We start from the raw sequence: 11,710 nt of genomic DNA, 5'->3' as shown, positions 1-11,710 counted from the left end.
ACGTCATGCTCGGTACCCGCAGTTATGAGCATGGCACTTGATCGGAACTCTAGGGTGGGAATCGGTGTCCTTACGGGTGAGTGATCTGGACGTGCGGTCCTGGCGTACCGTCGGGAGCGGTGCCCTCACCGGGAGGAAAGATGAGCGATCCGAGCGAACCCCGACAACCGCCCCGACCGCCTCAGTTCACGCCCGGGCACGCCCAACCGCCACAGCCGGAGGACTATCCGCCGACGTCGGAGTTCCCCCCGGTCAACTACGCCCCGCCTGGCCGGCCACCGGATTACGGCGCCTACCCGGACCCGGCGAGCACCTACTCGGACCCGACCGGCGCCTACCCACCGCAGGCGCCGACGAGCGGCGGCTACCCACCGAGCGGCTACCCACCGGGTGACTACCCTCCGGGCGGCTACCCGCCGGCCGGTTACCCGGTGCCGGGCCCGTCCGGGCCTCGGCGCAGCAACGCCCCGCTGATCGCCCTCATCCTGGCCGTCACCCTGCTGCTCTGCGGCGGCGTGGTGACCACCGCGGTGATCCTGGTGCAGCGCGCCGCCGACAAGGCCGAGGAACTGGCCGCGCCGATCATCGACCCGACGCTGCCCACCCTGCCCGAGGACACCCCGGACTTCCCCGGTCTGCCGACCGACTTCCCGGAGCTGCCCGGCCTGCCCACCGATCTTCCGACCGAGCTGCCGGGCATCGGGGAGGGCCGGGAGATCAAGGTCACCTACGAGGTGACCGGCGACGGCCCGGCCGAGATCCTCTACGTCGATCAGCTCGGCCAGGCTCCGAAACGGGTGGCGAACGCCAAGCTGCCGTGGAAGATCTCCACCACCATGAAGGGCACCTCGCTGATCTCCGTGGTCGCCGTGCGCACCGGCACCGGCGCCGGGGACATCGGCTGCCGGGCCACCGTGGACGGCGAGGAGATCGTGAAGCAGAGCGCGCAGGGCGGCCTGGCCACCGCGAGCTGCTACAAGCTGGTGATCAATTGACGTCCGACCCGCTGGTCGCACGGATGCGCCCGTTCGGCACGACGATCTTCACCGAGATGTCGGCGCTGGCCGCCCGCACCGGCGCGGTCAACCTGGGCCAGGGTTTCCCGGACACCGACGGTCCTGAGGAGATGCTGGCCGCGGCCGCCGAGGCCCTGGCCGGCGGCGCCAACCAGTACCCTCCGCTCGCCGGCATCCCGGTGCTGCGGTCCGCCATCGCCGCCCACGAGCAGCGATTCTGGGGCCTGACCCGGGATCCGGACGGCGAGGTCGCCGTCACGGCGGGCGCCACCGAGGCGGTCGCGGCGGCGATCCTGGCGCTCTGCGAGCCGGGCGACGAGGTGGTGTGCTTCGAGCCGTACTACGACTCGTACGCCGCCTCGATCGCCCTGGCCGGCGCGGTCCGCCGCCCGGTCACGCTGCGCCCCGGCCCGGCCCGGCGGTTCGAGTTCGACCCCGATGAGCTGCGCAAGGCGTTCGGCCCCCGGACCCGTCTGGTGCTGCTGAACTCCCCGCACAACCCGACCGGCAAGGTGTTCATCCCGGCCGAGCTGAAGCTGATCGCCGACCTGTGCCGGGAGCACGACGTGTTCGCGGTCACCGACGAGGTCTACGAGCATCTCGTCTTCCCGGACGCCGCGGCGCCGCACGTCCCGCTCGCCACCCTGCCCGGCATGCTCGAACGCACCCTGCGCATCTCCTCGGCCGGCAAGACCTTCTCCTGCACCGGGTGGAAGATCGGCTGGGCCACCGGCCCGGCCCGCCTGGTCTCCGCGATCCTGCGGGTCAAGCAGTTCCTGACGTTCGTCAACGGGGCGCCGTTGCAACCGGCGGTGGCCGTGGCGCTGAACCTGCCGGACTCCTACTTCACCGGTTTCACAGCCGGCCTGCGGGACCGGCGGGACCGTCTGGTCGACGGGCTGACCGACGCGGGCCTGGCCGTCCTGCCGTCTGAGGGCACCTATTTCGTGACCGCAGACATCCGCCCGCTGGGCGGGGAGGACGGCATCGAGTTCTGCCGTGCCCTGCCCGGCCGCAGCGGGGTGGTGGCGGTGCCGACCCAGGTCTTCTACGACCATCAGGAAGCGGGCCGGCACCTCATCCGTTTCGCCTTCTGCAAACGCCCCGAGGTGATCGACGAGGCGGTCCGCAGGCTCAAGGGCTAGGCCGCCGGGCTGGCCGCCCGCACCTCGTCGGCGATCCGCTCGGCGATCGTCCGGGCGGTCTCCTCGGTGGCGGCCTCCACCATGACCCGGACCAGCGGCTCGGTGCCGGACGGGCGCAGCAGCACCCGGCCGGTCTCGCCCAGCTCGTTCTCGGCGAGGGCCACCGCCGCCTGCACGGTCGGTGCGGAGGCGCCCGCGTCCCGGTTCCCGACGCGTACGTTGATCAGCACCTGGGGCAGCTTGTGCACGACCGCCGCCAGGTCGGCCAGCGACTTGCCGGAGCCGGCGATCTGCGCCATCAGGTGCAGGCCGGTGAGCACGCCGTCGCCGGTGGTGGCGAAGGCCGGCATCACGATGTGGCCGGACTGCTCGCCGCCGAGGGCCAGGTCGCCGTTCTGGAGCTCCTCCAGCACGTACCGGTCGCCGACCTTGGTCTCCAGCAGCTTGATCCCGGCCTGCTTCATGGCGATCCGCAGACCCAGGTTGCTCATCACGGTGGCGACCAGGGTGTCGTCGGTGAGGGTGCCGTTGTCGCGCATGGCCAGCGCCAGGATGGCCATGATCTGGTCCCCGTCGACGACCTCACCGGTGGCGGTGACGGCCAGGCACCGGTCGGCGTCGCCGTCGTGCGCCAGTCCGAGGTCGGCGCCCTCCCGCAGCACCGCCTCGATGACCTTGTCGAGGTGGGTGGAGCCGCACTCCTTGTTGATGTTGAGCCCGTCCGGTTCGGCGTGGATGGCGATGACCTCGGCCCCCGCCTCCCGGTACGCCACCGGCCCGGCCTCACTGGCCGCCCCGTTCGCGCAGTCCACCACGACCTTGACCCCGTCCAGCCGGTGCGGGATCGACTCGACCAGGTGCTTGATGTAGTGCTCGGCCCCGTCCAGCAGGTCGTGGACCCGGCCGATGCCGGCGCCGGTGGGACGGCCGATCAGCCCGTGCCCGTCCTCGATCGCCTTCTCGATGGCCTCCTCGAGCTCGTCGGGGAGCTTGGTGCCACCGGCCGCGAACAGCTTGATGCCGTTGTCCGGCATGGAGTTGTGCGACGCGGACAGCATCACGCCGAGGTCGGCGTTGGTCTGCCCGACGAGGTACGCGACCGCCGGCGTGGGCAGCACGCCGACCCGCACCACGTTGGCCCCGGCACTCGTCAGCCCCGCGACGACAGCGGCTTCCAGCATCTCGCCGCTGGCCCGGGGGTCACGGCCCACGATGGCGAGCGGTTGGTGGCTGCTGTCCGTCTCGACCAGCACCCGGGCGGCCGCGACCGCGACCGAGAGTGCCAGTTCGGGGGTGAGCAGATCGCCGTTCGCGAGACCGCGAACGCCGTCGGTGCCGAAGAGTCGCCCCATGGCGGCTTCCTTTCGCCGGTAAACGTGGCCTCAAGCCTGCATCAGCGATCGGCTGACCAGGAGTACCGGAACGGCTAGTTGGGGAGGGGGAAGGGGGTAAGAAACATCGACGGCCGAGCGCATCCCCCGGATGGGGGACGAACTCGGCCGTCGTTTCAGACGAGGCGTGAAAAAATCAGCGCTTCGAGTACTGCGGGGCCTTACGGGCCTTCTTGAGACCGTACTTCTTGCTCTCCTTGACGCGGGCGTCACGGGTCAGGAAGCCGGCCTTCTTCAGGGCCGGGCGGTCGTCGGGCTCGACGGTGATCAGGGCCCGCGCGATGGCGAGACGCAGGGCACCGGCCTGGCCGGTGATGCCGCCGCCACGCAGGTTGGCGATCACGTCGAACTGCTCGGCGCGCTCAGCGGTGACGAGCGGCTCACGGATGAGCTGCTGGTTCACCTTGCTGGGGAAGTAGTTCTCCAGGTCACGGCCATTGCAGGTGATCTTGCCGGTGCCGGGCACGAGACGCACCCGGACGATGGCCTCCTTGCGGCGGCCGACGGTCTGGACCGGACGGTCACCGGGGCGCGGGGCGCGGACCGGGGCCGGCGCGGCCGTCTCAACGACGACGACCGTCTCAGCGGGCTCCTCGACGGTCTCGACGACCTCGGGCTCGATGATGTCGGACATGCTGCTGCCTTCTCCCGCGCTCACTGCGCGATCTGCTTGATTTCGAACGGCTGGGGCTGCTGAGCGGCGTGCGGGTGCTCGGCGCCCGGGTAGACCTTCAGCTTCTTGATGATCTGCCGCGCGAGCTTGTTGTGCGGGAGCATGCCCTTGACGGCCAGCTCGATCGCCTTCTCCGGACGCTTGGTCAGGAGCTCCTCGTAGCCGACCTGCTTCAGACCACCGGGGTAGCCGGAGTGCCGGTAGGCGACCTTGGTCTGACGCTTGTTACCGGTAAGCGCCACCTTGCCGGCGTTGATGATCACCACGAAGTCGCCGGTGTCGACATGCGGGGCGAACGTCGGCTTGTGCTTACCGCGCAGGAGGTTGGCCGTGTGGGTAGCCAGGCGGCCCAGAACGACGTCAGAAGCGTCGATAATGTGCCACTGACGCTCGATCTCACCCGGCTTCGGGCTGTACGTACGCACAGAATTACCTTGTCTCGTCGTCGGTCTGGGGGCGCGCGCTGGTCGCATCGAGCAGATGCGTCAAGCGACCCCGCACAGGGACCACTCGCAACAGTCGCACAACAGCAGGCAACAATACCCGGCTACGCGGCGAGCGGTCAAAACAGGCGGTGTTCAGGGCACCAGTGAACCGGCGAGCATCCTAGTTGCAGACACTCAGCCCTGTGGAACTCCAAGCAAGGCCAGCATACTCCGCGCCACCGACACGCCCGAAGCGGGTGGCGTATCCCACCACCACCGACTTAGCAGGCCTGAAACAAACGGGACGCTCTGCCGAAATTCGCCCACGGCACGCTTCGGTCATGGCCAACGGTGCGGACCTCACGACGACGCGGCCCGGCAGTGGCCGAAGCCGCGCTCGCGGGCGCACCATGGAGAGACCGCCGTCAGGGTTGAGGACGGACCTGACGGTGTTCGCCGGACCGGTTGCCCGGTTCGGTGAGGAGGAGTCGCGGCGTGCCCCGGACGGAGGTACGGCGAGGACCGCAAGCGTGGCATGGGAGCGGGTCGACGCTGAGGACGGCGGGCTTCGAGCGTGCCCTTCGGTGGACCGTTCGGCCACGCCGCGACTTCTCGGCCCGGGGATCGGATGATCGACCGCACCCCGGGCGCCCGGCGGGCGGTGCTGACGGCTGCCGCACTGGCGGAGCCGGCGGCGTCGCTGTCCGGCTACACCGTCGGCGTGACCGCGGACCGCCGCAAGGACGAGCTGTCCACCCTGCTGGAGGCGCGTGGCGCCCGGGTCGTGGTGGCTCCCGCGCTGCGCATCGTCCCCATCTCCGACGACGCCGAGCTGCGCGCCGCCACCCGTTCCTGTCTGGACAGTCCACCCGACATCGTGCTGGTCAACACCGGCATCGGCATGCGCGGCTGGCTGGAGGCCGCCGAGGGCTGGGGCCTGGCCGAGCCGCTGCACGCGGTGCTGTCCGGCGCCTACCTGGTCGCCCGGGGCCCGAAGGCCAAGGCCGCGGTCCGGTCCGCCGGCCTGCGCGACGACTGGTCACCGGACGGCGAGGGCTACGAGGAGGTGGTCGAGCACCTGACCGCGCGCGGCATCGACGGCCGGATCGTGGCCATGCAGCTGCACGGCGAGAGCCAGCCGGAGTACACCGAGGCCCTGGAGTCGGCCGGCGCCCACGTCATCGAGCTGCCGGTCTACCGCTGGGCGCCGCCCACCGATCCGGCGCCGCTGCACCGCCTGGTCGATCTGATCATCGCCCGCCTGGTCGACGCCGTGACGTTCACCTCGGCCGCCGCCGTCCAGGCCGTGCTGCGCGCCGCCGGCACCGGAGCCGACGCCCTCCTGGACGCTCTCCGCGACGACGTCCTGGCCGCCTGCGTGGGCCCGGTCACCTCGGCCCCGCTGCGACGGCACGGCATCCCGGTGGCCGTTCCCGGCCGCGCCCGCCTGAACTCGCTGGTCCGCACCATCGTCGACGAGCTGCCCAAACGCGCCGTCACGCTCCAGGTCTCCGGCCACTCCCTCACCCTGCGCGGACACGCCGCCATCGTCGACGGCGAGCTGCGCCCCCTGGCCCCCGCCCCGATGGCGGTGCTGCGCGCCCTGGCCGGCTCCCCCGGCCGCGTCCTGTCCCGCGCCGCCCTGCTCCAGGCCCTCCCCCGCGGCGCCGACGAACACGCGGTCGAGATGGCCGTCGCCCGTCTCCGCGCCGGCCTCGCCCTCCCCGGCGTGGTCCAGACCGTCGTCAAGCGCGGCTACCGAATCCCCACTTAAAGATCAAAATCAGGATGTCGCAGCTGGGTGGGTGATACAGACCGCTGCTCCCGCCGAGGGCCGGGCGCGGGCGGCCAGTCGCCTGGCGGCTCCTGAACGGCCACCCCCACCCGGCGACGTGCGTGAGAGGTCACCCTCACCCCAACCCCGGCTGGCCCTGAGCGCTGTTTCGGGATGCTTGAGACAGCCCTGGGAGCCAGCCGCCCGGGTCGGACCCGTGCGGCGCCAGCCGCCCGGTCAGGCTCACGCACGTCGCCCGGGGTGGGGAGCGTTTTGGACGCGCCAGCGGCCAGCGAGTCACCCCGGGCCCTCGGCGGGAGCGACGGTCTGCACCACCCACCCAGCCACGACATCAGCTTTTGATCTTGATTGATCCTCAACGGTCGCCACGGATGCGGCTGTAGACGGTCAGGTCGGTGCGGCCGGTGCGGAGCGTGCCGGCGCTGCGGGCGACGCCCTCGGCGACGAAGCCGGCCTTGACGGCGACGCGGTGGGAGGCGCGGTTGCCGGGTGCGGCACGGAGCTCGACACGTTCGAAGCCGAAGTCGTGCAGCACCCAGCGGGTGAGGACGGTGACCGCCTCGGTGGTCACGCCGCGGCCGCGGACGCCCGGCATGGCCCAGTAGCCGATCTCGACGGAGCGGGCCATCCAGTCGGCGCGTTTGAGATCGATCACGCCGGCGAAGACGCCCGCGTGCTCGACCGCGCGGATCAGACCCCGGCCGGTGGCCCGGGTGCCCGGGGCCAGCCGGTTGATGAGCAGCAGCGCGTGCCGCTCGGTGTAGGGCCGGGGCAGCGGCAGCCAGCGTTGGGTGATCTCGTCGGAGGCGCCGGCGACGACGTCGCCGGCGTCCGTTTCCCGCAGCTCCCGCAGCACCAGCCGATCGGTCCGCAGGACCAGGTCGGGGAAGGTGTGCGCCCGGCGTGGGTTAGCCGACCGCCGCGGCCTCGTGTTCGGCAACCAGGGTCGCCATCGCATGCTCGACCACCCCGATCAGCACGGCCTTGACCGACTCGCGATGCCGCGCGTCGCACATCAGCAGCGGCACCCGCGCCGGGATGGCGAGCGCCTCACGCACCTCGTCGGGCTCGTACCGTGGCGCGCCGTCGAAGCAGTTGATCGCGACGAGGTAGGGCAGATGCCGGTTCTCGAAGTAGTCCAGTGGCGCGAAGGCGTCGGTGAGCCGTCGTGTGTCGACCAGCACCGCGGCGCCGACCGCACCCCGGATCAGCTCGTCCCACATGAACCAGAACCGGGTCTGACCTGGGGTTCCGAAGAGGTAGAGGATCAGGTCGTCGGCCATCGTGATCCGGCCGAAGTCCATCGCGACCGTGGTGCTCTCCTTGCCTGGCACCTTCGACGCGTCGTCGATGCCGGCACCGGCCACGGTCATCACCGCCTCGGTGGTCAGCGGCTCGATCTCGGAGACCGCCCCGACCAGGGTCGTCTTCCCCACACCGAAACCACCCGCGACGACGATCTTCGCGGACGTGATCTCCGCGGGATTCGGCCCCGTCCGCTCAGAGCTTGCGAAGTCCACCCAACACCCTTCCCAGCAGGTCCATCCGCTCCGTGAACCCCGTCTTGGGAGCGGCACTGTGTAGTTGAAGCAGCCCGTCGGCCACCATGTCGGCGACGAGCACCCGGGCCACGCCCAAGGGCAACCTGGTGTGCGCCGCCAGTTCGGCGAGCGACAGCGCCTTCGGCTCACACAGCACGGCTATGCGGTACTTGTCGTGCCCGGCGAACCGTGCCTCCTGCACGGCCGCCGCGCTGGCGATCAGGACCGCCTCGATCGGGATGTCCCGGATCGGTTCGGTCCGGCCACGGGTGACCGCGTACGGCCGCACCAGGTTGCCCCGGGGATCTTGCGGCTGTGTCATGTCGCGGTCACCTCGTCTCCGCCGGGTCGGTCGGACCCGGCGCTAGTAACTGACGGCCTCGCGGGGCGCCGGCGACAGGGCCGCGCCGACGCGTTCCACCAGCAGGGCCATCTCGTAACCGACCTGGCCGACGTCGCTGTTACGCGCCGCCAGGACGGCCATCGAGGAACCGTCGCTGATGGACATCAGGAAAAGATAGCCGCTCTCCATTTCGATGATGGTCTGTTGCACCGCGCCGGCGCTGAACATCCGGGACGCGCCGTCGGTGAGGCTGACCACGCCGGATGTGATCGCGGCGAGCTGGTCGGCCCGGTCCGCCGGCAGGTCCCGGGATGAGGCCAGCAGCAGCCCGTCCGCCGAGACCGCGATCACGTGCGCGATGCCTGCGACGCTGTCCGCGAAGTTGCTGAGCAGCCAGCCCATGTCATGCATGGTGGGGGGCCTGGTCACTGTTCCCTCTCCTTAGGAGCCGGTGTTGCCGCGGCGGCGGTCTCGGCCACGCCGTCCGTCCGCCCTCGTTGCACTCCCCTGTGGTACGCGGAAAGCAGGCCGCGAACCTCATCGGGACTGCGACGATGTTGTGCCCGTGGGATCTCCTGCACCCCACCGGGGACGAGTTGCGCCTGTGGAACCCGCTTCGGCAGGCCGGACCGGGTGGTGCCGCCGTCCTTGGGGGCGGACGCCGCCATGGCCCGATGCCAGCCCTCGTCGGCCGCGGTACGCCAGCGGTCCTCGGCCGACGAGCGTGGTTTCGGCTTCGTCGGTTCGACCGGCTCGGCCTTGACCGTGACCGCGGTCGGCGGTGGCGCGTATCCGGCCGTCGGCATGCCCTGCTGGTTGGTGGCCGCCAGCTCACCGGCGAACCAGCTGTGCTGAACCTCCATCCGGATGGGCGCGGCGACGGACGGCAGCCCGACCGGGGCCGCAGGCAAACCGACCGGGGCAGTGGGCAGCCCGGCCGCGGCCGTGGGCAAACCGACCGGGGCAGTGGGCAGCCCGGCCGGCGGGTCGTCGGCCGGACGGGGTGTCCGGGTCGGCAGCGGCGGCCGGTCGGGGGTCGGCACGAAGTCCGGTTCAGCGGGTGCCGCGACCGGTTGCGGCCGCGGCGGGGGCGCGACGGGCGCGGCGGTGCGGATCGGCGGCCGGCTCTCCACGGTGCGCGGCATGCCGGTGGGCGCCTGCGGCGGCGGGCCCGGCCGGGTCCAGCTGGCCGCCCGGGACGGCGGGGCGGCCGGCGCGCCGGGCAGCACCACGATGTCGGCCGGCAGGATCACCTCGGCGAGGGTGCCGCCCTCGGGGCCGGGCCGCAGCTCGACGCGGATGCCGTGCCGGGACGCCAGCCGCCCGATCACCGCGAAGCCCATCAGGCGGAAGGTGGCCACATCCACTTCGGACGGCTCGCTGAGCCGCCGGTTGAGCTGCTCCATCTGGTCGGCGGAGATGCCCAGTCCGCGGTCCTCCACCTGGACCACGGCGTGATCGCCGGAGCGGCCGCCGTGCGCCACCACCACGGTGTTCGGCGGGGAGAAGCGGGTGGCGTTGTCCAGCAGTTCGGCGATCAGGCGCACCACGTCGTTGACGGCGGCCGCGGCGACCAGCACGTCGGTGTCGAGGGTGCCGAACTCGATCCGGTGGTAGAGCTCGACCTCGGACTGGGCGGCCCGGAGCGCGTCGATCAGCAGCGCGTCCTCGCGGCGCGGGGTGCCGACCTCGGCGCCGGCCAGCACCAGCAGGTTCTCGTCGTTGCGGCGCATCCGGGTGGCGAGGTGGTCCAGCTCGAAGAGGCGGGCGAGCCGCTTCGGGTCCTCCTCCATCCGCTCGATCTGGTCGAGTTCGCCGATCATCCGGTCGACCAGCGACTGGCTGCGCCGGGCCAGGCTCAGGAACATGGTGGAGACGCTGGTCCGCAGGGCGGCCTGTTCCGCCGCGACCCGCACTGCCTCCCGGTGCACCATGTTGAACGCCTCGGCGACCTGGCCGAACTCGTCCTGCTCGGGCATGTCGATGGGGTCCCGGGTCTGGGCCAGGATCCGGTCGACGCCGCCCTCGCCGAGGTTCTCGGCGTCGTGCAGCCGGCTCACCGCCTCGGGCAGGTCCCGGTGGGCGACGGCGAGCGCGCCCTCCCGCAGGCGGCGGACCGACAGCAGCAGCGAGCGGCCGAGGTAGACGGCGAGCGCCACGGCCGCGATCACGACCAGCAGCACCACCACGAACTCGATGGTCGACCGCCGCCCGCTGCTCTCGTTGTCGTCCTCGGCGACCGCGACGACCTGGTCCTCGAGTTGTCGTTCGGCGGCACTCAGCAACTCGATCACGTCGCCGAAGGTGTCGGTGATCTCGGCCGCCCCGGCCGCTCCGGGTCCGGTCAGCCGGGTGGACAGCTCGTCGGCGCGGGCCAGCGTCTCGTCGGCAATGACCGAGTCGACCAGGGCGATCTGTTCCCGGGCGGCGCCCGCACGGAATTCGGCGAGTGCCCGGGCCCGGGTGACCTGGGCGGTGGTGAGCGCCTTCTGCCGGTCGGCGTCGAGGCTGCCGGTGGTCCGGGCCACGTACGCCACCGCGGCCTGCTCGGCGACCGCGCTCTCCAGTTCGGAGAAGGCGGCCAGCGTGCGCAGCCCGTCGGCGACCGGCCCCGGCTCGGCGACCTGGCTGAGCAGTGACTCGTAGCCGGAGAGGAGGGCCAGGGTCTCGCTGTAGCGCTGGCTGGCGCCGGCCAGGTCCTCCCCGGTCCGCCCGCTGACGGTGACCCGCAACCCGGCGAGCCCGCTCAGGTGCTGATCGATCAGGTCGAGGCGGTCGTCGACCCGGGACGGCACCTCGGTGATCTCGGCACGGTCGGTACGGACGACGCGGGCCTGCGAGTCCACCGCCTTGATCGCCTCGCGGTATCCGGTCTCCGGCACGTCCGGCCCGGACAGGTACTCGACGGCGGCCATCCGCTCGTCGTGCAGCGCCCGGCTCAGGGTGGCGAGGCCGGTGCCCAGGCGGGCGAGCTGGGCCACCCGTTCAGCGTCGCTGGCGCGCTCGCCGACCTCCATGAGCCGTACGTTCGCCAGCGCGAGCACCGCGGCCAGCGGGATGACGAGCAGTACGGCGAGTTTCGCGCGCAGCCGTGCGTTGCGCAGACCGAGGAAGCCACCACGTCGCGCAGCCAGGGTCGAGGATCCCGTGCTCACGACATCTCCTTTGTGGTCGTCACCGCTCCGCACCACGGTTGGAGCCGGTCTGTCGGCGGTCGCGGTCCGGCCCCGTCCGGCGCCGCGTTTCCGGCGCGGCGATTTCATCAGAACGCCGGGGCCTTTGGGAAGCCTGGAACCTCCCGGAAAGGACCCGCCCGTCCGGGTGAAACCCGTGCACCGATCTGATCACCAGCACTGACGTGCACGAATACGCCACACGTAA

Annotated in this window: 11 protein-coding genes; 3 read left to right on the top strand and 8 right to left on the bottom strand. The window is 71.5% G+C overall.

The genetic code is table 11. The features are described 5' to 3' along the window. Nucleotides 1-140: 140 nt before the first annotated feature. Complete coding sequence (locus IEZ13_RS22030; protein ID WP_183222871.1) at nucleotides 141-995, top strand: MmpS family transport accessory protein; 855 nt, start codon at nucleotides 141-143, stop codon at nucleotides 993-995. Further along, complete coding sequence (locus IEZ13_RS22025; protein WP_183222870.1) at nucleotides 992-2,161, top strand: pyridoxal phosphate-dependent aminotransferase; 1,170 nt, start codon at nucleotides 992-994, stop codon at nucleotides 2,159-2,161. The genes IEZ13_RS22030 and IEZ13_RS22025 overlap by 4 nt, the downstream gene beginning before the upstream one ends. Here IEZ13_RS22025 and glmM read toward each other — a convergent pair. The 3 genes from glmM to rplM form a co-directional block, all read right to left on the bottom strand. Then, a complete protein-coding gene (glmM, locus tag IEZ13_RS22020; RefSeq protein WP_183222869.1) occupies nucleotides 2,158-3,513 on the bottom strand; it encodes a phosphoglucosamine mutase in 1,356 nt (451 codons plus the stop codon). The two genes, IEZ13_RS22025 and glmM, sit on opposite strands and share 4 nt — an antisense overlap. 175 nt (nucleotides 3,514-3,688) lie before the next feature. Continuing rightward, the gene (gene rpsI / locus IEZ13_RS22015) at nucleotides 3,689-4,186 is read right to left on the bottom strand and encodes a 30S ribosomal protein S9 (RefSeq protein ID WP_183222868.1); all 498 of its coding nucleotides are present in this window, start codon (nucleotides 4,184-4,186) and stop codon (nucleotides 3,689-3,691) included. Nucleotides 4,187-4,206: 20 nt separating this feature from the next. Continuing rightward, nucleotides 4,207-4,650 carry a 50S ribosomal protein L13 gene (rplM, locus tag IEZ13_RS22010; RefSeq protein WP_014440773.1) on the bottom strand — a complete coding sequence of 148 codons (444 nt, stop codon included), beginning with the start codon at nucleotides 4,648-4,650 and terminating at the stop codon, nucleotides 4,207-4,209. A 628-nt stretch (nucleotides 4,651-5,278) separates the two neighbouring features. Here rplM and IEZ13_RS22005 point away from each other — a divergent pair. Next, nucleotides 5,279-6,424, top strand: a complete 1,146-nt coding sequence (locus IEZ13_RS22005; RefSeq protein WP_183222867.1) for a uroporphyrinogen-III synthase — start codon at nucleotides 5,279-5,281, stop codon at nucleotides 6,422-6,424. 376 nt (nucleotides 6,425-6,800) lie between these two features. Here IEZ13_RS22005 and IEZ13_RS22000 read toward each other — a convergent pair whose 3' ends face one another. The 5 genes from IEZ13_RS22000 to IEZ13_RS21980 are packed head-to-tail and all read right to left on the bottom strand — an operon-like array spanning nucleotide 6,801 to nucleotide 11,484. Next, nucleotides 6,801-7,403 carry a GNAT family N-acetyltransferase gene (locus IEZ13_RS22000; RefSeq protein ID WP_183222866.1) on the bottom strand — a complete coding sequence of 201 codons (603 nt, stop codon included), beginning with the start codon at nucleotides 7,401-7,403 and terminating at the stop codon, nucleotides 6,801-6,803. After that, nucleotides 7,354-7,965: a GTP-binding protein gene (locus tag IEZ13_RS21995; protein ID WP_183222865.1), complete on the bottom strand. Its 612-nt coding sequence runs from the start codon at nucleotides 7,963-7,965 to the stop codon at nucleotides 7,354-7,356. Before IEZ13_RS21995 ends, IEZ13_RS22000 begins: the two co-directional genes overlap by 50 nt. Beyond that, on the bottom strand, nucleotides 7,946-8,308 hold the full coding sequence (locus tag IEZ13_RS21990) for a DUF742 domain-containing protein (RefSeq protein ID WP_183222864.1): 363 nt from the start codon (nucleotides 8,306-8,308) through the stop codon (nucleotides 7,946-7,948). The genes IEZ13_RS21995 and IEZ13_RS21990 overlap by 20 nt, the downstream gene beginning before the upstream one ends. A gap of 42 nt (nucleotides 8,309-8,350) precedes the next feature. Then, nucleotides 8,351-8,758 (bottom strand): roadblock/LC7 domain-containing protein, encoded by a 408-nt coding sequence (locus IEZ13_RS21985; RefSeq protein ID WP_183222863.1) that lies wholly within the window; start codon nucleotides 8,756-8,758, stop codon nucleotides 8,351-8,353. Then, entirely contained in the window at nucleotides 8,755-11,484 is a 2,730-nt protein-coding gene (locus tag IEZ13_RS21980) for a sensor histidine kinase (protein WP_183222862.1), read from the bottom strand. Before IEZ13_RS21980 ends, IEZ13_RS21985 begins: the two co-directional genes overlap by 4 nt. Between the last annotated feature and the right edge of the window lie 226 nt (nucleotides 11,485-11,710).

It is taken from the genome of Actinoplanes campanulatus, from assembly GCF_014647795.1.
GTDB lineage: Bacteria > Actinomycetota > Actinomycetes > Mycobacteriales > Micromonosporaceae > Actinoplanes > Actinoplanes campanulatus.
Note: the sequence above shows the minus strand (reverse complement) of the source record. Positions and strands in the feature narration are given on the sequence as shown.